This is a genomic window from Aquipseudomonas ullengensis, from assembly GCF_014174475.1.
Lineage (GTDB): Bacteria > Pseudomonadota > Gammaproteobacteria > Pseudomonadales > Pseudomonadaceae > Aquipseudomonas > Aquipseudomonas ullengensis.
Map to the genome: position 1 here is coordinate 673,315 of NZ_JACJUD010000001.1, position 22,678 is coordinate 695,992.

The window sequence follows — 22,678 nt, forward strand, 5'->3', positions numbered from 1 at the left end:
GCCTCATTTCGCCTTGCCTGGCTCTAGCTCAAAAGATCCTAAATAGGCACTTAGCTGTCTATACGGCATCGCGCGGCAGCAAGAGCCCCAGCGGCAGGCAGATCCGCGCTTCCAAGCCACCGCCGGAGCGGTTGCGCAGCTCGACGCTGCCGCCGTGCAGGGCGGCGATGCGCTTGACGATGGCCAGGCCCAGGCCGGCGCCCTTGCCGCCCCGCGCCAGGTCGCCACGGATGAAGGGGTTGAACAGGTTGCCCTGCTCGGCCGGGTCGATACCCGGGCCGCGATCCAGCACGCTGAGCACCACGTAGGGCGCGCTGCAGTCGCCGGACAGGTTGGCCACCACCTCAACACCCTGGCCACCGTAGCGCAGGGCGTTGTCCAGCAGGTTGGCCAGCAGGCGCTTGATCGACACCCGGCGCAGCGGGAACGGCGGCAGCGTTTCCAGGTACAGGCGCACCTGTTCGCCCTGCTGGTTGTAGGGTGCCACCACTTCGCGCACCAGCTCGCCGAGGTCACTCGGCTCGGGGGTCTCGTCGCGGCCGTCGCGGATGAAGGCGAGGAACTGGTCGAGGATGGCGTCCATGTCCTCGATGTCACGCACCATGTCTTCGGTCAGGTCCGAGTCGCTGTTGAGCAGTTCCAGCGACAGGCGCAGCCGGGTCAGCGGCGTGCGCAGGTCATGGGACACGCCAGCCAGCATCAGCTCGCGCTCGCGGGCAGCCTGCTCGACGTTTTCCGCCATCTGGTTGAAGGCCCGGTAGACCTCGGTCATCTCGCTGGGCGTATCGCTGATCGGCAAGCGCACGCTGCTGCCCTGGCCCAGTTGCCGGGCGGCGAACACCAGGCGCTTGAGCGGGGCATTGAGCTGACGGACAAATATCCATGCCGCCGCGGTAGACAGCAGGCCGATGCCGAGGAACCAGCCGAGCACTGTCCAGATCTTCTGCCCACGCAATGGATGCGGGTAGAGCGGCACCTTGAGCCAGGCATCGCCCAGACTCGGCGCGTGCACCCAGAGCGCTGGCGGGCTCTGCACGCGCACCCGCACTTCGGTGTCCGGACCCAGTTCGGTTTGCATCTGGCGCAGGAAGATTTCCGAGTATGGCCAGTGCTGTTCGGTCGGCGGCACTTCGTCGCGGGCCACCCGCTGCAGGGTGGCCGCCTCGGCGATGTGCGCACGGTCTTCCGGGTCAGCCGCCCAGTATGCCCGCAGGGTCAGCGCCGCGCCGTGGCTGTACTGGCGGTCGACCAGCATGTCTTCGTTCATCATCAGGTAGACCAGGGTCAGCGCCTTGGAAAACAGCACGACCACCAGCACCAACCAGAGAGTGCGAGCGAAGAAGCTTTGCGGGAACCACAGCGGGGTTTTCATCGGAGCGGCGCGATACCTGTAGGAGCCAGCTTGCTGGCGATGGGATGAGCTGGATCGCCAGCAAGCTGGCTCCTACAACACCCCGAACGAGCGTGAGGCAGAATTACTTGCTGCCATCCGGCACGAACACGTAGCCCACGCCCCAGACCGTCTGGATATAGCGCGGCTTGGACGGGTCCGGCTCGATCAGCCGGCGCAGACGGGAAATCTGCACGTCGATGGAGCGTTCCAGCGCATCCCACTCGCGGCCACGGGCCAGGTTCATCAGCTTGTCGCGGGTCAGCGGCTCGCGGGCATGCTGGACCAGGGCCTTGAGCACGGCGAACTCACCGGTGGTGAGCATGTGCACTTCCTCGCCCTTCTTCAGCTCGCGAGTGGCCAGGGACAGCTCGTATTCGCCGAAGCTGACGCTCTCGTCCTCGCTGCCCGGCGCGCCCGGCACCACGGGCGCCTGACGGCGCAGCACGGCCTTGATCCGCGCCAGCAGCTCCCGCGGGTTGAATGGCTTGGCCAGGTAATCGTCGGCGCCGCCTTCCAGCCCCTGGATACGGCTGGCTTCGTCGCCCTTGGCGGTGAGCATGATGATCGGCAGCTGATTGTTCGCCGCACGCAGGCGGCGGCAGGCGGACAGGCCATCTTCGCCCGGCAGCATGAGGTCGAGCACCAGCAGCTGGAACAGTTCGCGGGACAGCAGGCGGTCCATCTGCTCGACGTTCTCCACCGCGCGCACGCGGTAGCCCTGCTCGCTGAGGAAACGCTCCAGCAGGCGGCGCAAGCCGGGGTCGTCGTCGACAATCAGGATTTTCTCGCCTTCCACTACAGGTGTGCTGCTCATGTTCTCTCCCATTCGAAGTGCCGGCATTATCGCCCAGCACAGATGATTGGCGGCCTGCCCCATTGTTAGCAGATTTTTCCCCGAACGGTGCCCATGGCCTCGCAGAGCGGTGTTTATAATGCGGCGCTTTCGTGCCGGGCCGCTCATGAGGCGGCCGGCTGGTGTTCTCCGTCAGGTGTTTTAAATGGACAGTATCAACACTCGCATCGCCGAAGAACTGGGCGTGCGCCCGCAACAGGTCGCCGCCGCCGTGGCGCTGCTCGATGAAGGCTCCACCGTGCCGTTCATCGCCCGCTACCGTAAGGAAGTTACCGGCAGCCTGGACGATACCCAGCTGCGTAACCTGGAAGAACGCCTGCGCTACCTGCGCGAACTGGACGAGCGTCGCGCCGCGATCCTCGCCAGCATCGAGGAGCAGGGCAAGCTGACCCCCGAACTGACCCGCGAGATCAACCTGGCCGACACCAAGACGCGCCTGGAAGACCTCTACCTGCCGTACAAGCAGAAGCGCCGAACCAAGGGCCAGATCGCCCTGGAAGCCGGCCTCGGCGAACTGGCCGACGGCCTGTTCAACGACCCAACGCTGAACCCGGAAGAACAGGCCGCACGCTTCGTCGACGCCGAGAAAGGCTTCGCCGACGTCAAGGCCGTGCTCGAAGGCGCCAAGTACATCCTCATGGAACGCTTCGCCGAAGATGCCACCCTGCTCGAGCGCCTGCGCAGCTACCTCAAGGACAACGCCACCCTCAGCGCCCGCCTGGTCGCCGGCAAAGAGGCCGAGGGCGCCAAGTTCAGCGATTACTTCGAACACGACGAGCCACTGAAGAACGTGCCGTCGCACCGCGCCCTGGCGATTTTCCGCGGGCGCAACGAAGGCATTCTCGGCGCCAGCCTCAAGGTCGGCGACGAGACGCCGGGCAGCATGCACCCGTGCGAAGGCATGATCGGCGAGCGCTTCGGCGTCGAACAGCGCGGCCGCGCCGCCGACAAATGGCTGGGCGAAGTGGTGCGCTGGACCTGGAAGGTCAAGCTCTACACCCACCTGGAAACCGACCTGTTCAGCGAGCTGCGCGAGAAGTCGGAAGACGAGGCGATCAACGTCTTCGCCCGCAACCTGCACGACCTGCTGCTGGCCGCCCCGGCCGGCCCGCGCGCCACTCTGGCGCTCGACCCGGGCCTGCGCACCGGCTGCAAGGTGGCCGTGGTCGATACCACTGGCAAGGTCCTGGAAACCTCCACCGTCTACCCGCATGCCCCGCGCAATGACTGGGACGGCACCCTGGCGATCCTCGCCAAACTGTGCGCCAAGCACGCGGTCGACCTGATCTCGATCGGCAACGGCACCGCCAGCCGCGAGACCGACAAGCTGGCCGCCGACCTGATCAAGAAGCTGCCGGGCCTCAAGCTGACCAAGGTGATGGTCAGCGAAGCCGGCGCCTCGGTGTACTCGGCCTCCGAGCTGGCCGCCAAGGAATTCCCGGACATGGACGTGTCGCTGCGCGGCGCCGTGTCCATCGCCCGCCGCCTGCAGGACCCACTGGCCGAGCTGGTGAAGATCGACCCGAAATCCATCGGCGTCGGCCAATACCAGCACGACGTGTCGCAGCTCAAGCTGGCGCGCTCGCTGGACGCGGTAGTGGAAGACTGCGTGAACGCCGTCGGCGTTGACGTGAACACCGCCTCCGTCGCCCTGCTGGCACGCATCTCCGGGCTCAACGCGACCCTGGCGCAGAACATCGTCAGCCACCGCGACGCCAACGGCGCGTTCAAGACCCGCGACGAGCTGAAGAAGGTTTCGCGCCTGGGCGAGAAGACCTTCGAACAGGCCGCCGGCTTCCTCCGTGTGATGAACGGCGACAACCCGCTGGACGCTTCCGGCGTGCACCCGGAAACCTACCGCCTGGTGCAGCGCATCGCCGAAGGCACCAGCCGCGACATCCGCTCGCTGATCGGCGATTCGAGCTTCCTCAAGCGCCTCGATCCCAAGCAGTTCACCGATGAGAGCTTCGGCCTGCCGACCGTCACCGACATTCTCAAGGAACTCGACAAACCCGGCCGCGACCCACGCCCGGAGTTCAAGACTGCCGAGTTCCAGGATGGCGTGGAAACCCTCAAGGACCTGCAGCCGGGCATGGTGCTGGAAGGCGTGGTGACCAACGTCACCAACTTCGGTGCGTTCGTCGACATCGGCGTGCACCAGGACGGCCTGGTGCATATCAGCGCGCTGTCGGAGAAGTTCGTCAAAGACCCCTATGAAGTGGTCAAGGCCGGCGACATCGTCAAAGTGAAAGTCATGGAAGTGGACATCCCGCGTAACCGCGTCGGCCTGACCATGCGCATGAGCGACACCCCCGGCGAGAAGGTCGACGGCCCGCGCGGTGCGCGCCCCGGCAACGGCGGACAGAACCGTGGCGGCAACCAGCCGCGCAGCGAACGCCACTCCAGCCAGGACAAGCCAGCCCCGGCCAATCCCGGCATGGCCGCCCTGTTCGCCAACGCCAAAAACCTGAGGAAGTAAGCCATGAGCAGCAACTCTCCCGTCGGCCAGGACAGCAACTTCAGCAAGCTGCTCGGCATGACCATCGACAAGGCCGAGAACGGCGAATCGCAAGTGCGCATGAGCATGCAGGAGCACCTGCTCAACCTGCACGGGCGCATGCACGGCGGCGCGCTGTTCTCGCTGATCGACACCGCCCTCGGCCAGGCCAGCCACAGCCTGTTCGGCGGCGAGGCCGGCAGCATGACCCTGGAATGCAAGGTCAACTACATCCGCGCGGTCGAGCAGGGCGAGATCGTCTGCAACGCCCGCGTGCTGAACGCCGGGCGCAAGGTACATGTGCTGGAGGCCAAGGTGCAGCAAGGCGACAAGCTGATCGCCACGGCCCAGGCCACGTTTATCTGCAAGTAATTGATCCGCGCTGCCACTGGCGCGGGTTTCACCCGCCCTACACCCCCGCCAGCTAGCGCCAGGATTGCGTCGACACCCGCTGTCGGCGCATCCTCCTTTCCGGTCAGGCCACCCGGCCACTCCGCGTTCCGACTTGTAAGCGACAGATCCACCCCCATATAAGGGCGACCGTCGAGTAAAGGAATCACCATCTTGAGCGAGCTTTTCTCCCGCCGCCTGGCGTTGCTCGGCGATGCTGCCGCCCTGCCCCTGCTGACCCGCAACCTGCACGGCATCGAACGCGAATGCCTGCGCGTCAGCGCCGACGGCAGCCTGGCGCAGAGTGAACACCCACGCGCCCTGGGTTCGGCCCTGACCCACCCGCAGATCACCACCGACTATTCCGAATCGCTGCTGGAGTTCATCACCCCGGCCGAGCCCGACGCGGCGGCGACCATCGCCGACCTCGAACGCATCCACCGTTTCGCCAGCAGCCAGTTGGACGGCGAATACCTGTGGAGCCCGTCGATGCCCGGCTTGCTGCCGGATGAAGCGGACATCCCGATCGCCCGCTACGGCAACTCCAACATCGGCCGCCTCAAGTACGTCTACCGCCAGGGCCTGGCCCTGCGTTACGGCAAGACCATGCAATGCATCGCCGGCATCCACTACAACTTCAGCCTGGCCGAAGGCCTGTGGCCACTGTTGCAGCAACTCGACGGCGACAGCCAGAGCCCGCGCGACTACCAGTCGGCCAGCTACATCGCGTTGATCCGCAACTTCCGCCGCTACAGCTGGCTGCTGATGTACCTGTTCGGCGCCTCGCCAGCGCTGGACGCCAGCTTCCTGCGTGGCCGTCCGCACCAGTTGCAGCAGCTCGATGCCGACACCCTGTTCCTGCCGTACGCCACCAGCCTGCGCATGAGCGACCTGGGCTACCAGAGCAATGCCCAGGCCGGCCTGACACCTTGCTACAACGACCTGGCCAGCTACACCGAAAGCCTGCGCTCGGCGGTGGCCACGCCCTACCCGGCCTATGCCGAGATCGGCACCAAGAACGCCGCCGGCGAATGGCTGCAGCTCAACACCAACATCATCCAGATCGAAAACGAGTACTACTCGAGCATCCGCCCCAAGCGCGTCACCTATTCGGGCGAGCGCCCGATCCAGGCCCTGATGAGCCGCGGCGTGCAGTACGTGGAAGTGCGCTGCCTGGATATCAACCCCTACCTGCCGCTGGGCATCGACCTCGACCAGGCGCGCTTCCTCGACGCCTTCATCCTCTTCTGCGCCCTGGAAGAAAGCCCGCTGCTGGGCGGCGACGTCTGCCGTGCCAGCACCGAAAACTTCCTCAAGACGGTCAAGGAAGGTCGCCGCCCGGGCCTGCATCTGCAGCGCGAAGGCCAGCAGGTGGAACTCAAGGTGTGGGCCACCGAGCTGCTCGACCGCTTCGCGCCGATTGCCGAGCTGCTCGACCGCGCCCACGGCGGCGATGCTTTCCAGACCGCCCTGCACCTGCAGCAGCGCAAAGTCGATGACCCCGCGCAAACCCCGTCGGCCCGCGTGCTGGCCGAGCTGCGCGATACCGGCGAAAGCTTCCGCGCCCTGGCCCTGCGCCACAGCAAGGAGCACGCGGCAAACTTCCGCGCGCAACCGCTAAGTGCCGAGGAACAGGCCGCTTTCGTGGCCATGGCGCGCCAGTCACTGGACGAGCAGGCCGAGCTGGAGAGCGCCGAGCCGGGCGACTTCGACACCTTCGTCGCGGCCTACCAGGCCAGCATTCTCGGCATTGGCGTTTAAGACCTAGGTGTTTGAAATCAACGAGATGACTGACGGGCGAAGCCAATAAGGGCAGCCCGTCACAAATCCGCCAGCTCGACCGTTCGCCACTGACCAATGGCACGCGGCTAGCGCCGGCGAGGGCTAACCTGTGTGGAAAACCCGCCTTGGCGAAGCCCATGACGCCGCCCGACGAACACGACCATGAAGACAGCCACTGGAGCCTGGAAAGCCTGAACAAGGCGTATCAGCAAGGCTACATGAGCGGCCTCACGGGCCAACCGCAACACCTGCAACCCTACCCCGCCGAGGTCATGGCGGCGGCCTGGGAAGCCGGCTGGGACGATGGCAACGAGCAGTTCAAACTGCACCAGCGCCGCAGCGCCTGAGTCACCGAACCCATAAAAAAGGGCCGCAATAGCGGCCCTTCTTCATTACCAACACCTCTTGCCAAACCTTGTAGGAGCCAGCTTGCTGGCGATCCATTACCCGCACGGGGCCGCGATCGCCAGCAAGCTGGCTCCTACAGTATTGGCCTAAAGGGCCTTTTCGAAGATCTTCGAATTGCGCTGGTAGTTGTACAGCGAGGCACGGGCCGCGGGCAGGCGTTCGACGCTGCTGGGTCCGAAGCCGCGCTCCTGGAACCAGTGGGCGGTGCGCGTGGTGAGCACGATGAGGGTCTTCAAGCCCTGCTCGCGGGCCCGTTCCTCGATGCGTTCCAGCAACTCGTCGCCACGACCGCCATGCCGGTATTCCGGGTTCACTGCCAGACAGGCCAGCTCGCCGGCATCCGAGTCGGCGATGCGGTACAGCGCGGCGCAGGCGATGATCAGGCCGTCGCGCTCGACGATGCTGAACTGCTCGATCTCGCGCTCCAGCACTTCGCGCGAACGGCGCACCAGGATGCCCTGGTCCTCCAGTGGGGTGATCAGGTCGATCAGCCCGCCGACGTCCTCGATGGTCGCCTCGCGCAGCGATTCGAACTGTTCCTGGTCGACCAGGGTGCCGCCACCGTCACGGGTGAACAGCTCGGTGAGCAGCGAGCCGTCGTCCATGTAGCTGACGATATGGCTGCGTTTGACCCCCGCGCGGCAGGCCTGGGCGGCGGCATCCAGCAGCTCGGACTGGTAGCACGCGCCGAGCCGCGCCAGGTGCGCCGGCACCTGCTGCGGGCGCAGCTCACGGACCAGCTTGCCGCTCTCGTCGAGCAGGCCGCGCTCGGCACTGAACAGCAACAGCTTGTCGGCCTGCAGGTCGATAGCGGCGCGGGTGGCGACGTCTTCGCAGGCCAGGTTGAAGATTTCCCCGGTGGGCGAGTAGCCGAGCGACGACAGCAGCACGATGCTGCGCTCGTCGAGCAGACGGTTGATGCCCTTGCGGTCGACCCGGCGCACTTCGCCGGTGTGGTGATAGTCGACGCCATCGAGCACACCGATCGGCCGTGCGGTGACGAAGTTGCCGCCGGTCACGCGCAAACGCGAGCCCTGCATCGGCGAGGCGGCGATATCCATCGACAGGCGCGCCTCGATGGCGATGCGCAGCTGGCCGACGGCATCGATCACGCATTCCAGGGTCGGCCCGTCGGTGATGCGCAGGTTGTGGTGGTAGCGCGGCGTCAGGCCGCGGTCGGCCAGGCGCGCCTCGATCTGCGGGCGCGAGCCGTGCACCAGCACCAGGCGCACGCCGAGGCTGTGCAGCAGCACCAGGTCGTGGACGATATTGCCGAAATTCGGGTGCTCGACGCCTTCGCCGGGCAGCATGACCACGAAGGTGCAGTCCCGGTGGGCGTTGATATAGGGCGTAGCGTGGCGAAGCCAGTTGACGTAGTCGTGCATGTAAAAGCCTGTCGAACGATGGATGGACGAGCGATGGAAAGTCTCCCCGCCAGGGGAAGAGGGAATCGACCTAGCTTCGTCGCAACATCAGGAGCTCCTTCATGGCTCAGATAGGTAACAGGCAATAATGTTGAATCAGTTGGCGCAGCAAACGCACCGTGGGATCCAGGCGCGCCAGTTCGAGAAACTCGCCCGGCTGGTGGGCACAGGCGATATCGCCGGGGCCGAGGACGATGGTCTCGCAACCAAGCTGCTGAAGATACGGCGCTTCGGTGCCAAATGCCACCGACTGCGCCGTATGCCCGGTCAGCTTCTCCGCCAGGCGCACCAGCTCGCAATCGGCGCTCTGTTCGAAGGGCGGCACGTTGGCGAACAGTGGGGCGAAATCGATCTTCACCTGATGCCGCTCGGCCAGCGGCTGCAACTTGCTGCGGATCGCCGCGCGCAGCTGTTCCGGGTCCATGCCTGGCAGCGGGCGCAGGTCGAACTCCAGCGAGCACTGGCCACAGATACGGTTGGGATTGTCACCGCCGTGGATGCAGCCGAGGTTGAGGGTCGGCTGCGGCACGCTGAACTGCGGGTTGCTGAACTCTCGCTGCCACTGCGCGCGCAGGTTGCGCAGCTCACCCATGGCGTCGTGCATGGCTTCCAGGGCGCTGTGGCCGAGGCTCGGGTCGGAGGAATGGCCGCTCTGGCCGAGGATGTCGATGCGCTCCATCATCACCCCCTTGTGCAGGCGGATCGGCTTGAGCCCGGTCGGCTCGCCAATCACCGCCGCGCGCCCCAGCGGCTTGCCGGCATCGGCCAGGGCGCGGGCGCCCGACATCGAACTTTCCTCGTCGCAAGTGGCGAGAATCAGCAGCGGCTGGCGGAAGGGCTGGTCGAGCAGCGTGCGCACCGCCTCGATCACCAGCGGGAAGAAGCCTTTCATGTCGCACACGCCGAGGCCGATCCAGCGGTCGCCCTGTTCGGTCAGTTTGAGTGGATCGCTCTGCCACAGCGCCGCATCGAACGGCACCGTATCGCTGTGCCCGGCCAACACCAGGCCACCGGGGCCGCTGCCGTAGGTGGCCAGCAGGTTGGCCTTGCCCGGCGCGACCTCCTGGATCTCGCAGGCGAAGCCCAGGTCGCCGAGCCAGCCGGCCAGCAGGTCGATCACCGCGCGATTGGACTGATCCCAGTTGGGCTGGGTGCAGCTCACCGATGGCGTGGCGATCAGCGCGGAAAACTGTTCCTTGAGACTGGGCAATGGCATCGGCTTTCTCCTTGAGAAGTCCATCATAGGGCCATGTACGCCCCGACGAAACCGCCAGCGCGGCGCGCCGGCGCCTTGTCCTGTAAACTGCACGGCACTGGCAGCCATCTCCGCGCTGCGTCCGAATGCCCCTCCCCATGAACAAAGAAACCGAAATCAAGCTGCGCGTCAGCCGCGAAACCCTTGCCGCCCTGCGCGACCACCCGCTGCTGAAGAAGCGCAACAAGTCGGGCTGGGAGCAGCGCGAGTTGTTCAACCAGTACTTCGACACCCCGGAGCGCGATCTGGCTCAGGCCAAAGTCGCGCTGCGCCTGCGCCGCGACGGCGAGCAGTTCATCCAGACCCTGAAGACCCGCGGCCAGAGCGTGGCCGGGCTGTCCGAACGCAACGAGTGGGACTGGTACCTGCAGAAAGCCAAGCTGGACACCAAGAAACTCACCGACGAGTGCTGGCCCGCCAGCCTGGCCGAGCTGGACAAAAAGCAGCTCAAGCCGCTGTTCACCACCGACTTCGTCCGCCAGAAGGCCGAGATCGCCTGGGGCCGTGGCAAGGCCAAGGTGGTCATCGAAGCGGCCCTCGACCTGGGCAAGGTGATCGCGGGCGAAGGCGAAGAGGAAATCTGCGAGCTGGAACTGGAGCTGCGTGAAGGCGACCCGGCTGCCCTGCTGGAACTCGCCGCCGAGCTGGCGGCCGACCTGCCGCTGATGCCGTGCGACATCAGCAAGGCCGAGCGCGGCTACCGCCTGTTCGACTCCGGCAGCTACAGCCTGAGCCTGCCGGCTCCGGAACTGAATCCCGAACAGAGCCTCGACGATGGCTTCACTGCCCTCGCCTGGCACCTGCTCGGCAGCAGCCAGCGCCTGGCCGAGCAATACCGCTTCAATGGCCATTGGAAGCTGCTCAGCCAGTGGCTGGAAAAACTGGTGGAGCTGCGCGCCCTGATCGGCAGCCTCGGCCAGGCCGCGCCACGCGCCTCCAGCCATGAACTGCGCGAAGCACTGGACGCCCTGCTGGCCGACTGGCGCCCGCGCCTGCTCGCCGGTCAGCACGACGACAGCCTGCGCCACAACGCGCCGGCACTGTTCGCCGCCGAGTTGCAGGGCAACCGCTGGGGCCTGTTCTCGCTGACCCTGTCGCGCTGGCTGCTGGCACGCGCCTGGACCGTCGAGCGCAACGCCCGCGGCACCCGCCAGGGCGCTGCCGTGCTGGGCAACTGGCTGCCACACCTGTTCGCCGAAGAAGGCGCAGCACTGCAACTCAAGCGCTACCAGCAGCAGCCGGAAGACCTTGCCGAGCAGTTGCCGCGTATCGAACGCATCCAGGTCTGGCTGCACCTGGCCCGGCAGATTCTCGACGTGCCGGAACTCGATCGCCTGTACGGCGAGATGAGCAAGCTGCACGAACTGGCCCAGCAGCCGCTGGACCCCGAGGTGTTGGCCGCCCGCGTAGCTCAGGCCCATACTGTGGCCACGCTCAAGCCCTGGAAACAGCTGTTGAAATAAACTGCGCAGCCCACCGCCGAGTTCATAGGGAGTCCCATGTCCGCTCTAGCTTCACCTGCCCAGGATCGCTGGCTGGATCTCAACGACATCCTGCGTGAGCTGGTGGCCCAGGGCCGGGTCTCCCAGGAAAACGCCGAACAGTGCCTGATGCTGCGCCGCAGCTCGGGCAACGCGCAGATGCACCCGCTGGAGTTCCTCGCCGCGCAACAGATCGACGACCTGATGCGGCCGGGCAAGAAGCATGACCTGGAAGGCCTCACCGTGTGGCTGGCCAGCCATGCCGGGCAGCCCTATCTGCGCATCGACCCGCTGAAGATCGACGTCGCCGCCGTCACCCCGCTGATGTCCTATGCCTTCGCCCAACGGCACAAGATCCTCGCCGTGGCGGTGGACAGCGAAGCGGTGACCATCGCCAGCGCGCAGCCGTTCGTGCACGGCTGGGAAACCAACCTGATCCACGTACTGAAACGCCCGATCAAGCGCGTGGTGGTCAACCCGGTCGACCTGCAGCGTTTCACCACCGAGTTCTACCGCCTGGCCCGTTCGGTCAGCGGCGCCTCCGCCAATGATCAGAAGGTCAGCGGCATCGGCAACTTCGAACAACTGCTCAGCCTCGGCGCCAGCGACCAGGAACCGGACGCCAACGACGCGCACATCGTCAACATCGTCGACTGGTTGTTCCAGTACGCCTACCAGCAGCGCGCCAGTGACATCCATATCGAGCCGCGCCGCGAAGCCGGCACCGTGCGCTTTCGCATCGACGGCGTGCTGCACAACGTCTACCAGTTCCCGCCGCAGGTGACCATGGCGGTGGTCAGCCGCTTGAAGAGCCTTGGGCGGATGAACGTGGCCGAGAAGCGCAAACCGCAAGACGGCCGGATCAAGACCAAGACCCCGGACGGCGGCGAGGTCGAGCTGCGCCTGTCGACCCTGCCCACCGCCTTCGGCGAGAAGATGGTGATGCGCATCTTCGACCCGGAAGTACTGCTGAAAAGCCCCGACCAGCTCGGCTTCTCCCCCGACGACCTGCGTCGCTGGGAAGGCATGACCAGCCAGCCCAACGGCATCATCCTGGTCACCGGCCCCACCGGCTCGGGCAAGACCACCACCCTGTACACCACGCTCAAGCAGCTGGCGACCCAGGAAGTGAACGTCTGCACCATCGAAGACCCGATCGAGATGATCGAAGGCGCCTTCAACCAGATGCAGGTGCAGCACAACATCGACCTGACCTTCGCCAACGGCGTACGCGCGCTGATGCGCCAGGACCCAGACATCATCATGGTCGGCGAGATTCGCGACCTGGAAACCGCGGAAATGGCGATCCAGGCGGCGCTCACCGGCCACCTGGTGCTCTCCACCCTGCACACCAACGATGCGCCCAGCGCCATCTCGCGCCTGCTCGAACTGGGCGTGCCGCACTACCTGCTCAAGGCCACCATCCTCGGCGTCATGGCCCAGCGCCTGGTGCGTACCCTGTGCCCGCACTGCAAGGAGCCGGTGCAGATCAGCGAGGACGACTGGCAGAGCCTGACCAAGCCGTGGAGCGCACCGCTGCCGACCGGCGCGCACCGCGCCGTCGGCTGCCTGGAATGCCGCGATACCGGCTACCGTGGCCGCGCCGGGGTCTACGAAATCATGCTGCTCAACGATGCGATCAAACCGCTGATCACCGCCGACACCGACCTGGTCGCCCTGCGCCGCCATGCCTTCAAGGACGGCATGCGCAGCCTGCGCCTGTCCGGCGCGCAAAAGGTCGCCGCGGGCCTCAGCACCATCGAGGAAGTGCTGCGGGTCACCCCGCAGAGCGAGCAGAAGTAGGTTGGCCCATGGCCGTAGCCCGGACTTCAGTCCGGGGTAGCGCGCCAATTCCCGGACTGAAGTCCGGGCTACCAAGCAATGCCCGGCAACGCTTGGCGCATGCAGGGCCCTGCCGGCTGTGCTTAGATGCCGGCTCAATCACAAGCAATGTGGAGAGATTTGAAATGGAAATCGGTGGCGTACTGTTCCTGTTTGTCGGCCTGGCCGTGGCCGTGGTGTTCATGGGCTTCAAGGTCGTGCCGCAGGGCTACGAGTGGACGGTGGAGCGCTTCGGTCGCTACACCAACACGCTCAAGCCGGGCCTCAACATCATCGTTCCGGTGATGGACCAGATCGGCCGCAAGCTCAACGTCATGGAAAGCGTGCTGGATATCCCGCCGCAGGAAGTCATCACCGCCGACAACGCCACGGTGCAGATCGACGCCATCTGCTTCTTCCAGATCATCAACTCCGCCCAGGCCGCCTACGAGGTGAACAACCTCGAGCACGCCATCCGCAACCTGGTGATGACCAACATCCGTACCGTGCTCGGTTCCATGGAGCTGGACGCCATGCTCGGCCAGCGTGACGCGATCAACGAGCGCCTGCTCAAGACCGTGGATGAAGCCACCGCGCCCTGGGGCATCAAGATCACCCGCATCGAGATCAAGGACATCAGCCCGCCAGCCGACCTGATGGCCGCCATGTCCGGACAGATGAAAGCCGAGCGGATCAAGCGGGCGCAGATCCTCGAAGCCGAAGGTCAGCGCGCTGCGGCGATCCTCACCGCCGAAGGACAGAAGCAGGGCGACATCCTCAAGGCCGAAGGCCAGCGCGCCGCCGCCTTCCTCGAAGCCGAGGCCCGCGAGCGCGCCGCCCAGGCCGAGGCCGAAGCCACACGCATGGTGTCCGAGGCGATCGCCGCGGGCAACGTGCAGGCGGTCAACTACTTCGTCGCGCAGAAGTACATCGAGGCACTCGGCAACCTGGCCAGCGCCAACAACAGCAAGGTGATCCTGATGCCGCTGGAAGCCAGCCAGGTGATCGGCGCGGTCGGCGGCATCGGCGAAATCGTGAAGGCCACCTTCGGTGACAAGCAAGCATGATCGCCTACCTGCAGCACCTGTCCTATTGGGATTGGCTGGCGCTGGGCACCCTGCTGCTGATCCTCGAAGTGTTCGGTGCCGGCGGCTACCTGCTGTGGATCGGCATCGCCGCCGCTAGCGTCGGCGTGCTCACCTACCTGTTCCCGGCGCTGCCCTGGGCCCTGCAGTTCGTCCTGTTCGGCCTGCTCTCGGTGCTCACCGCCGTGTTCTGGTGGCAGCGACAGCGCGCGGGTAGCAAAGTCTCGGCGCAGCCGGGGCTGAACCAGCGTGGCAGCGAGCTGATCGGCCGTACCTTCGTCCTGCACGAAGCGATCATCGGCGGGCGCGGCAAGATCAGGGCCGGCGATAGCCTGTGGCTGGTGATCGGCGCGGACCTGCCCGTTGGAAGCGAGGTGCGTGTAACCGGCCAGGACGGCGTGCTGCTCAAGGTAGAGCCCCTCTAGGCAGGCCAATGGGTGCTGGCGATTCGGTGGAACTCAGCGCGCCAGCGCCCGCTCATAACAGGTAGGCCATCTCACCAAGGAGCCTGCCGTTATGCGTCCATCATTGCTCTGGGGCAGCCTTGCCCTGTTGTCTCTCAGCACCCCGAGCTGGGCTGACGATACCCTGCGCCAAATCCTCTCCTCAGGGGCGACGACCGCCTCGACCTACTCCACCTTCAAAGACCACAAGCTGCTAGTCGCGGCCCAGGAAGACGCCGGCGCCTTTGTCGCCAGCAACGGCGACATCCGTGGGGTGCACCTGCAGGCGGCCATCGAACAGTGGCGCGCCGCGCATCCGCAGCAGCAGGCCAGCGATGAACAACTGGCCCAGGCGCTGCTGGTCGCCGAACCGGGCGATCTGCCGCGCTAGCAGGTCGTTGTTCAACAGACAGCTAGAGGCACAAGCCAGCCGCACACCTACAGGCCTGCAGCCCAACTCTAAACGGGCCACGCCCCTTGTTATCGTACAACTAAGGGCTAATAGCCAACCCAGCGAAGGCTCTGCGTTCAGCACTTAATTCACGCACACTGCGGCACGACTGCTATTCAGGCGAAAACAGCGTTGACAATGTCTCTGAGCGGTGCTGATAATCCGGCACATGTTGTACGACGACGTATAACAATACAAAAATAAGAGACAACATCAGGGCTCAGCCATGATCAGTATCCGCACCACCGCCTGGCAGATGGTTATCTCTCCACTCGCGCCGCCCTCGCACGCCGCCTGCATCTGGCTGTGCCTGCCTCCGCGCCATCGAACACCCATCGGATTCGCCGACGGCTAGTCGGCCAATGCGCCGGCCTACGCCTTGTGGCCGGCTCACGCCCTGAGCCCAGGGCACCACTCGTCCCTCCGCACAATGCGAGCCCGCAACGGCCTGCAGGGGGATGGCTATCGCCAGAAAAAAGGAGCACAACAACAATGAAAGCTCGCACCGCCCTCTGCAGCGCCCTGATCGGCGCCACGCTTGCCCCGCTGTCCATTGCCGTACAGGCCGCCGGCTTCGTCGAAGACGCCAAGGTTTCCCTGAACCTGCGCAACTACTACATGAACCGTAACTTCGTTGGCCCCTCGGCGCAGAACTATGCCGAGGAGTGGACGCAGAACTTTATCTTCGACGCCAAATCCGGCTACACCCAGGGCCCGCTGGGCTTCGGCGTGGACGCCCTGGGCCTGATGTCGATCAAGCTCGACGGGGGGCGCGGCACCGCCGGCACCCAACTGATTCCGACCCACGACGATGGCCGCCCAGCCGACGACTGGGGCCGCCTGGCCGTAGCCGGCAAGATGAAACTGTCGAACACCGAACTGAAGGTCGGTGAGTGGATGCCCGTGCTGCCGATCCTGCGTTCAGACGACGGGCGCTCGCTGCCGCAGACCTTCGAGGGTGCCCAGCTGACCTCCCAGGAAATCACCAACCTGAGCCTCTACGGCGGCCAGTTCCGCCAAAACAGCCCGCGCAACGACGGCAGCATGGAGGACATGAACTTCGGCGGCGCCGAGTCGGATCGCTTCAACTTCGCCGGTGGCGAGTACAGCTTCAACGACAAGCGCACCCTGGTTGGCGTCTGGTACGCCGAGCTGGAAGACATCTACCAGCAGCAGTTCTACAACCTGGTGCACAGCCAGCCCGTGGGCGACTGGACCCTGGGCGCAAACCTCGGCTACTTCATCGGCAAGGAAGACGGCAACCAGCTGGCCGGCGATCTGGACAACAAGACCGCCTACGGGCTGCTCTCGGCCAAATACGGCAACAACACCTTCTACGTCGGCCTGCAGAAGCTCAGCGGCGACAGCGCCTGGATGCGCGTCAACGGCACCAGTGGCGGCACCCTGGCCAACGACAGCTTCAACAACAGCTACGACAACCCCGAAGAACGCTCCTGGCAAGTGCGCCACGACTTCAACTTCGCCGGCGTTGGCGCACCTGGCCTGACCCTGATGAACCGCTACATCAGCGGCGACAACGTGCATGCCGGCGCAGTCGACGATGGCAAGGAGTGGGGCCGCGAGTCCGAGCTGGCCTACGTGATCCAGAGCGGCACCTTCAAGAGCCTCAGCGTCAAATGGCGCAACTCGACGCTGCGCAAGGACTGGGTAGACGGCAAGAGCTTCGACGAGAACCGCATCATCTTCAACTACCCGCTCTCCATCCTGTAACGCTACCGCGACACTATTCCTCGGTTGCTCCAGCAGCCCTTGCGACCCGTCCCTGTGACGGGTCTTTTTTTGCCGCAGGCCCAAGGCACCGGATCCGCGCGGCGAATGCTATCGTCAAGCAGTCGTCATCCACCCTTACCCTGACCGCATCACGCGCCAGAGCAGAACCGTATGAAGCCGAACCGCCAGCCCTCTCCCCGAGGGAACCACGAGATCAGCCTCACCGGCCTGGAAGAAAGTGGCCGGCGCTCGCTGATGAGCCTGATCCTGAGCGCCACCGGCCTGACCCTCGGTTGCTTCTCGATCCTGCAGTTTCTTGCCGACAATTACCTCTTCGCCAGCTTCGAGCTGCTGGCCTGCAGCGTCTTGCTGTGGGGTTCGCGCGGCATCCTGCAGGCCCGGCGGCTGGAGCTGTGGATCTACCTGTACCTGGTGCCGACCTTCTGCTTCCTGATCTACATCATCCTCATGCCCAGGGCGTCGGCCACCGCCTTCACCTGGACCTACCTGATGCCACTGCTGTCCTACCTGCTGCTGGGCAAACGGCGCGGCGCACTGCTGACGCTGCCGTTTATCTGCGTCGCCATGCTGCTGTACTTCGTCCGCTACGACCTGCCGCTGGATGCCGCCGGGCTGATCGACATCGGCAATGCGATCCTCTGCGGCGTGCTGATCATCGTCTTCGTGCACCTCTACGAATCGCGCCGCGCGCAGGCCTACCAGCAGCTCGAATACCAGGCCCAGACCGACCCGCTGACCGGGGTGACCAGCCGCGGCAGCTTCAAGCGCTCCCTGCTGCGCGCCATCCAGGAGGCCGAGCGCAGCCACAACCGGCTGGTTCTGGTGTTGATGGACATCGACCACTTCAAGAGCGTCAACGACCGCTGGGGGCACGACGCCGGCGATCACGCGCTCTGCCATGTCTGCGAGCAACTGCTCGACCGCCTGCGCGTGACCGATAGCCTGGGCCGGCTGGGCGGCGAGGAGTTCGGCCTCCTCCTGCGCAACACCGATAACGCCAGCGCCACGCGCCTGGTGGAGCAGTTGCGCCAGCATATCGTCGACAACCCGCTGAGCTACGGCGGGCAGCCCATCGCGCTATCCGCCACCTTCGGCCTGGCCGAATGGCCCACCGACGGCTACAGCACCGACGAGCTCTATCGCTGCGCCGACCGGCGCCTCTACAGCGGCAAGCATCAGGGGCGTAACTGCCTGATCAATGGCGCCGACGAATCCCCCGTGCAGGCCCGCACAGCGGCCGAGGCCACGCGCCAGGAGCCCTGACTCGGCCGCCGGCCCGTTCTGCAGGCAAAAAGAAGGCGCACTTGTGGTGCGCCTTTATTGCAATCCATTCAGTACAACCAGTGTGGGGGGCCGGATCGCCGCTTGTGGCAGCGATGCGGATATGACGGTGCGCCCCAGTGGCGCCCCCTCATATGCGGGCGGTGAGCGTCAGAGCGGGGTCAGCAGCTCACCGTTATCGATAAAGGCCTGCAGGTTGGCCAACACCAGTTCCTCCATCTGCAGGCGGGTTTCCTCGGTGCCGCTGCCGACATGCGGCAACAGCACCACGTTGGGCAAACTGAACAAGGCCTCCGGCACCCTGGGCTCGGCCTCGAACACATCCAGCCCGGCGCCTCCCAGCGTACCGGCCAGCAAGGCCGCCACCAGCGCCGGCTGGTCGACCACGCTGCCGCGGGAGATATTGATCAGGATGCCCTGTGGCCCCAGCGCTTCCAGCACAGCGGCGTCGATCAGGTGATGGGTGGCCGCACCACCCGGGCAGGCCAGCACCAGGAAATCCGCCCAGCGCGCCAGGGCCAGCAGGTCCGCTTCATAGCCATAGTCGCTGCTCGGGTCGGCGCGGCGGTTGTGGTAGCGCACCGGCATGGCGAACCCCTCCGCGCGCCGGGCAATGTCCTTGCCGATGCGGCCCAGGCCGACGATGCCCAGGCGCTTGCCGCTGACCTTGCGCGTCAGCGGGTAATGCCCCGCCAGCCAGCGGCCCTCACGCACGAAACGATCGGCCGCCGGCAATTGCCGGGCGGTGTCGATGACCAGGCCCATGGCCAGGTCGGCCACGCAGTCGTTGAGCACATCCGGCGTGGTGCTGATGGCGATGCCGCGCTGGCGTGCGACCTCCACCGCGATGGCGTCGTAGCCGACACCAAAGCTGCAGATCGCCCGCAGGTTAGGCAGGCACTCAAGCAGCGCGGCGCTGCAACCGAAGCGCGCCGACGTCACCAGCACCTCGAACTGCGCGCCGTGCTCGGCGAGATAACCCAGGGCATCCGCCTGTTGCCACAACTGCACCACATCACGCCCCTGCAACAGGCGCTGATTGAAACGCTCGGTCAGCGGGCCGACATGCACGATACGCACAGCACTCATCTCATCCTCCTGGTTCGACTCAAGTCACCGGTGCCGGGTTGAACAGGGTCAGGTCGTTGTGCAGCTTGTGCTTTTCCGCCCAGGTCTGCTGCTTGCCGCTGGCCACGTCCAGATAGAGCTGGAAGATATGCCAGCCCATTTCCTCCAGGGTCATGCGCCCGGAGGTGATCTGCCCGGCATCGACGTCGATCAGGTCCGGCCAGCGCTCGGCCAGCTGGGTGCGCGTGGCCACCTTGATCACCGGCACCATGGCCAGGCCGTAGGGCGTGCCGCGACCGGTAGTGAAGATGTGCAGGTTCATCCCGGCAGCGATCTGCAGGGTGCCACAGATGAAATCGCTGGCCGGCGTGGCACAGTAATACAAACCCTTGCCGCGAATCCGCTCGCCGGGCGAAACCACCCCGGCAATGGCGCTGGAGCCGGACTTGGCGATCGAGCCCATGGCCTTTTCGACGATGTTGTTGAGCCCGCCCTTCTTGTTGCCCGGCGTGGTGTTGGCGCTGCGATCAGCCATGCCGCGTTCCAGGTAACGGTCGTACCACTCCATCTCGCGGATCAGCGCATCGGCCACCTCGACACTGGCGGCGCGCGGGGTAAGCAGGTGAATGCCGTCACGCACCTCGGTGTTCTCGGAAAACATCACCGTGGCCCCGACACGCACCAGCAGGTCGGCGGCGACGCCCAGCGCCGGGTTGGCGGTGATCCCGGAGAACGCATCGCTGCCCCCGCACTGCATGCCGACCACCAGCTCGGCCGCCGGCACCGTCTCGCGGCGGCGCTGGTTCAGCACCTTCAGACGCTCCTCGATCATCGCCATGATCTGCTCGACCATGCCGGCAAAGCCGCTGCTGGAATCTTGCAGGCGAAACAGCCAATCCTCCTCGTCCATGCCATGGGTCAGCGCATCGCCGTCCATCAACTGGCTGGCCTGCAGCTTCTCGCAACCGAGGCTGATGACCAGGGCCTGGCCGCCGAGATTGGGGTTGCGGCTGATGTTGTACAGGGTACGAATCGGCACCACCGCATCCGGCGCGTTGATCGCCACACCACAGCCGTAGCTGTGGGACAGCGCCACCACATCGTCGACATGCGGGTAGCGCGGCAACAGCTCCTTGCGCACACGCTCGACGCAATGCCCCAGCACACCCACCACGCACTGCACGGTGGTGGTCACGCCGAGAATATTGCGCGTGCCGACCGTGCCGTCCGGGTTGCGGAAGCCCTCGAAGGTGTAGCCCTCCAGCGGCTCGACAGCAGGTGCCGGCAAGGTGGCCTTGGGCAGGTTGTCCAGCGCCGGCGCGGCGGGCATGCGCAACTGCGCCTCGGTAACCCAGCGCCCGGCCGCAATGGGTTCCAGGGCATAGCCGATGACTTCGCCATAGCGCACCACCTCGCCGTCCACGGCAATGTCCTGCAGCGCCACCTTGTGGCTCTGCGGGATACCTTCGACAGCTTCCAGGCCATCGGCGAAACGGCCACCCTTGGCGACACCCTGCTCATTGACCACCACGCCGACATTGTCAGACGGATGCAGGCGGATGTAGCGCGGCGAATCTTGGTGCGGGATCAACTGCATGATTCAGGCTCTTCTGGCTAATGCGTCAGGCGGAAACCAGGCGGTGGCCGCCCGTGGACTCGGTTGCGGATTCATCGCTGCGCCGGGCACCGCCCTGGCTGGGGTCATCCTTGAGGTCCAAGCGCTGAATCTTGCCAACGAAGACCAGCGCCCACTTGAACGACCCCGTGGCACTGATCAGGATCAGGTAGCGCAGGTCTTGCACAGCATGTTTGTTCTTATCGGGGTCGTTGTCCGGCTGGCGCCGCGCCACCGCAGTGGCACGGCGTCGCCACAGCTTCAGCGCACCAGGCAGGGACGCTTGTTGTCGAACGTCCAGCCAGGAATCAGGTACTGCATGGCGATGGCATCGTCACGCGCGCCCAAGCCCTTCTGCTGGTACAACTCATGGGCGCGCGCCAAGGCGTCCCAGTCCAGCTCCACACCCAGGCCTGAACGCGTGGGCACCTTGACCTTGCCGCCGACGATCTGCAGCGGCTCGCGGGTCAGGTACTGGCCGTCCTGCCAGATCCAGTGGGTGTCGATGGCAGTGATCCGCCCCGGCGCCGCGGCGGCGACCTGGGTGAACATCGCCAGGGAAATGTCGAAGTGGTTGTTCGAGTGCGAGCCCCAGGTCAGGCCCCAGTCGTTGCACAACTGAGCGACCCGTACCGAACCGCTGAGGGTCCAGAAATGCGGATCGGCGAGGGGAATATCCACCGACTGCTGCTGCACCGTATGCACCATCTGCCGCCAGTCCGTGGCGATCATGTTGGTGGCCGTGGGCAAGCCGGTGGCACGGCGGAACTCGGCCAGCACTTCGCGCCCGGAGTAACCGTTCTCGGCCCCGCACGGGTCTTCGGCATACGCCAGTACCCCGTGCAGGTCGCGGCACAGCGCAACGGCCTGCTTGAGCGACCAGGCACCGTTGGGGTCGAGGGTGATACGTGCCTGCGGGAAGCGTGCGGCCAGGGCGCGGATCGCCTCGACCTCCTGTTCGCCGCTGAGCACACCGCCCTTCAGCTTGAAGTCGTGGAAGCCGTAGCGCGCATGGGCCGCCTCGGCCTGGCGGACGATGGCCTCGGCATCCATGGCGGTGCGATTACGCTCGCGGAACCAGGCGTCGCCGGCCTCGCGCTCGTCGCGGTAATCGAGGTCGGTGGCGTCCTTGTCGGCGATGTAGAACAGATAACCGAGCATCTCCACTTCGTCACGCTGCTGGCCTTCACCGAGCAGGGCGGCCATGGGCACCTCGAGGAACTGCCCGAGCAAGTCGAGCAGGGCCGACTCCAGCGCAGCCACCGCATGGATGGTAATGCGCAGGTCGAAGGTCTGCAGGCCGCGGCCACCGGCATCACGCTCGGCGAAGGTCTGGCGCACGCGATTGAGCAGCGCGTTGTACTGGCCGATCGGCTGGCCGACGACCAGGCTGCGAGCGTCTTCCAGGGTCTGGCGAATGCGCTCGCCACCGGGAACTTCACCCAGGCCGATGCGCCCGGCATCGTCCTTGAGAATCAGGATATTGCGTGTAAAGAACGGGCCGTGGGCACCGCTCAGGTTGAGCAGCATGCTGTCCTGGCCGGCGACCGGGACCACGAGCAACTCGGTGATGCGCGGGGTTTGCGCAGGTGACACTGTGTTCATTGCCGTTCCCTTTTATTGTTGTACGGGAGGGGATCAATGCAGTCTGGAGCCGGCGCCCGGGTTGGCAGGCGCCG

At 65.5% G+C, this 22,678-nt stretch carries 19 protein-coding genes; 11 read left to right on the forward strand and 8 right to left on the reverse strand.

The features are described from left to right. Positions 1-58 precede the first annotated feature (58 nt). The gene (locus H3H51_RS02940) at positions 59-1,372 is read right to left on the reverse strand and encodes an ATP-binding protein (RefSeq protein ID WP_183087518.1); all 1,314 of its coding nucleotides are present in this window, start codon (positions 1,370-1,372) and stop codon (positions 59-61) included. A gap of 103 nt (positions 1,373-1,475) precedes the next feature. Continuing rightward, positions 1,476-2,207 carry an osmolarity response regulator transcription factor OmpR gene (gene ompR, locus H3H51_RS02945; RefSeq protein WP_183087519.1) on the reverse strand — a complete coding sequence of 244 codons (732 nt, stop codon included), beginning with the start codon at positions 2,205-2,207 and terminating at the stop codon, positions 1,476-1,478. 184 nt (positions 2,208-2,391) lie between these two features. Here ompR and H3H51_RS02950 point away from each other — a divergent pair, with 184 nt between their 5' ends. The 4 genes from H3H51_RS02950 (at position 2,392) to rmf (ending at position 7,262) form a co-directional block, all read left to right on the forward strand. Beyond that, a complete protein-coding gene (locus H3H51_RS02950) occupies positions 2,392-4,725 on the forward strand; it encodes a Tex family protein (protein ID WP_183087520.1) in 2,334 nt (777 codons plus the stop codon). A gap of 3 nt (positions 4,726-4,728) precedes the next feature. Further along, entirely contained in the window at positions 4,729-5,115 is a 387-nt protein-coding gene (locus H3H51_RS02955; RefSeq protein WP_183087521.1) for a PaaI family thioesterase, read from the forward strand. Positions 5,116-5,307: 192 nt separating this feature from the next. After that, positions 5,308-6,894 (forward strand): glutamate--cysteine ligase, encoded by a 1,587-nt coding sequence (gene gshA, locus H3H51_RS02960; RefSeq protein ID WP_183087522.1) that lies wholly within the window; start codon positions 5,308-5,310, stop codon positions 6,892-6,894. A gap of 158 nt (positions 6,895-7,052) precedes the next feature. Next, positions 7,053-7,262, forward strand: a complete 210-nt coding sequence (gene rmf / locus H3H51_RS02965; RefSeq protein ID WP_183087523.1) for a ribosome modulation factor — start codon at positions 7,053-7,055, stop codon at positions 7,260-7,262. A 147-nt stretch (positions 7,263-7,409) separates the two neighbouring features. Here rmf and argA read toward each other — a convergent pair whose 3' ends face one another. Both argA and argE read right to left on the reverse strand, forming a co-directional pair. After that, positions 7,410-8,708, reverse strand: a complete 1,299-nt coding sequence (gene argA / locus H3H51_RS02970; RefSeq protein ID WP_183087524.1) for an amino-acid N-acetyltransferase — start codon at positions 8,706-8,708, stop codon at positions 7,410-7,412. 106 nt (positions 8,709-8,814) lie between these two features. Next, positions 8,815-9,963 (reverse strand): acetylornithine deacetylase, encoded by a 1,149-nt coding sequence (gene argE, locus H3H51_RS02975; RefSeq protein ID WP_183087525.1) that lies wholly within the window; start codon positions 9,961-9,963, stop codon positions 8,815-8,817. Positions 9,964-10,100: 137 nt separating this feature from the next. Here argE and H3H51_RS02980 point away from each other — a divergent pair, with 137 nt between their 5' ends. The 7 genes from H3H51_RS02980 (at position 10,101) to H3H51_RS03010 (ending at position 18,298) form a co-directional block, all read left to right on the forward strand. Next, entirely contained in the window at positions 10,101-11,465 is a 1,365-nt protein-coding gene (locus H3H51_RS02980; protein ID WP_183087526.1) for a CYTH domain-containing protein, read from the forward strand. Positions 11,466-11,501: 36 nt separating this feature from the next. Next, entirely contained in the window at positions 11,502-13,286 is a 1,785-nt protein-coding gene (locus tag H3H51_RS02985; protein WP_183087527.1) for a GspE/PulE family protein, read from the forward strand. 164 nt (positions 13,287-13,450) lie between these two features. Next, positions 13,451-14,371, forward strand: coding sequence for an SPFH domain-containing protein (locus H3H51_RS02990; protein ID WP_183087528.1), 921 nt, complete (start codon positions 13,451-13,453; stop codon positions 14,369-14,371). Beyond that, the gene (locus H3H51_RS02995) at positions 14,368-14,814 is read left to right on the forward strand and encodes an NfeD family protein (RefSeq protein WP_183087529.1); all 447 of its coding nucleotides are present in this window, start codon (positions 14,368-14,370) and stop codon (positions 14,812-14,814) included. The genes H3H51_RS02990 and H3H51_RS02995 overlap by 4 nt, the downstream gene beginning before the upstream one ends. Before the next feature lie 91 nt (positions 14,815-14,905). Beyond that, positions 14,906-15,223, forward strand: coding sequence for a DUF2388 domain-containing protein (locus H3H51_RS03000; protein ID WP_183087530.1), 318 nt, complete (start codon positions 14,906-14,908; stop codon positions 15,221-15,223). A gap of 552 nt (positions 15,224-15,775) precedes the next feature. After that, positions 15,776-17,014 carry an OprD family porin gene (locus tag H3H51_RS03005; RefSeq protein ID WP_183087531.1) on the forward strand — a complete coding sequence of 413 codons (1,239 nt, stop codon included), beginning with the start codon at positions 15,776-15,778 and terminating at the stop codon, positions 17,012-17,014. A 171-nt stretch (positions 17,015-17,185) separates the two neighbouring features. After that, positions 17,186-18,298 carry a GGDEF domain-containing protein gene (locus tag H3H51_RS03010; protein WP_183087532.1) on the forward strand — a complete coding sequence of 371 codons (1,113 nt, stop codon included), beginning with the start codon at positions 17,186-17,188 and terminating at the stop codon, positions 18,296-18,298. A 168-nt stretch (positions 18,299-18,466) separates the two neighbouring features. On the opposite strand, the gene H3H51_RS03015 is transcribed toward H3H51_RS03010, so the two are convergent. The 4 genes from H3H51_RS03015 to gudD all read right to left on the reverse strand — a co-directional run bounded on the left by H3H51_RS03015 (position 18,467) and on the right by gudD (position 22,604). Then, a complete protein-coding gene (locus H3H51_RS03015) occupies positions 18,467-19,405 on the reverse strand; it encodes a 2-hydroxyacid dehydrogenase (RefSeq protein WP_183087533.1) in 939 nt (312 codons plus the stop codon). Positions 19,406-19,424: 19 nt separating this feature from the next. After that, positions 19,425-20,981 carry a galactarate dehydratase gene (gene garD / locus H3H51_RS03020; RefSeq protein WP_183087534.1) on the reverse strand — a complete coding sequence of 519 codons (1,557 nt, stop codon included), beginning with the start codon at positions 20,979-20,981 and terminating at the stop codon, positions 19,425-19,427. A gap of 25 nt (positions 20,982-21,006) precedes the next feature. Beyond that, positions 21,007-21,186 (reverse strand): hypothetical protein, encoded by a 180-nt coding sequence (locus tag H3H51_RS03025; protein ID WP_183087535.1) that lies wholly within the window; start codon positions 21,184-21,186, stop codon positions 21,007-21,009. Between the two features lie 74 nt (positions 21,187-21,260). Then, entirely contained in the window at positions 21,261-22,604 is a 1,344-nt protein-coding gene (gene gudD / locus H3H51_RS03030) for a glucarate dehydratase (protein WP_183087536.1), read from the reverse strand. Between the last annotated feature and the right edge of the window lie 74 nt (positions 22,605-22,678).